1 protein-coding gene and 1 pseudogene are annotated in these 897 nt (G+C 69.3%); both read right to left on the bottom strand.

What is annotated here, in order from left to right; genetic code table 11:
• Positions 1-710: beta-L-arabinofuranosidase domain-containing protein (locus LK10_RS04620; protein WP_231567600.1), on the bottom strand; the 710-nt coding region annotated here is incomplete at its 3' end.
• A pseudogene (locus LK10_RS22205) lies at positions 697-897 on the bottom strand (carbohydrate ABC transporter permease); the annotation flags it as partial. The gene LK10_RS04620 and the pseudogene LK10_RS22205, both read right to left, overlap by 14 nt.

Raw genomic sequence — 897 nt, 5'->3', positions numbered from 1 at the left:
CGCGCCTGCTCGAGGTACTTCCTCTCCCCGGTGTAGCGCGCGAACTCCGCCAGGGCGAGTTCGATCTCCGGGTGCCCTCCGACGCGTCGGATCCCGTCCTCTCCGAACGCCTCGCAGACGTGGTCGGCCGCTCTGCGCGCGATCGTGACGAGGAGGTCCTCCCCGTGGGTGCGGCCGCGGGCGATGGCGGCCTGGATGAGGTGGCCGTAGCAGTACAGCTCGTGCCCCCATTCCAGGTCGCTGTAGCGGGGAGGCTGGCCGGGCCGGCCGAAGGCGGTGTTGAGGTAGCCGTCGGGCTCCTGCGCCCGGGCGATCCGCTCGACCAGGGCGTTCAGTCGGGCTTCCATGGCGGCATCGCCGCTGCGGCCCACCTCCCAGGCCATCGCCTCGACGAGCTTGTACACGTCGGAGTCGGCGAAGACCATGCCCGTGCGGTCCTGCGGGAGCCGGCCTTCCACCGCGGCGTCGAAGTTCCCGGCCCAGCCGGACTTCTCGACCCAGTGCTCGCAGTGCGGGATGATGTGCTCGAGGTTCAGGGACTGCATGGAGCCCCAGAAGCCGCCGGTGATCTCCACGTCGTAGAGGCCGAGGGGCTCCAGTGCCCCGGCAGAGGGCGCGACCGGCAGCCCGAGCGGATAGCCTCCCGCCCCCGCTAAGGCCGGGGGTCCGGCCTGTTCGGTCTGGTGGAGGGATGTGTCATTTGACGGCACCAAGGGTGAGTCCTTCGCGTAGTAGCCGGTAGGTGAAGACGAACAGCACCAGGATCGGCACCGAGGTGATCACGGCCAGGGCCATCAGCCCAGGCCAGTTGATGCCGAAGGCGGAGACCTGCTGGGCGAGCAGAGCGCTGAGCGGGTAGCTGCCCGGGGAGAGCAGGAAGTTGATCGCGTACAGGAA

Source organism: Sinomonas humi, from assembly GCF_000802235.1.
GTDB classification, from domain to species: Bacteria; Actinomycetota; Actinomycetes; order Actinomycetales; family Micrococcaceae; genus Sinomonas; species Sinomonas humi.
The sequence above is the reverse complement of the archived record's forward strand: the minus strand, read 5'-3'. Positions and strand labels throughout refer to the sequence as shown.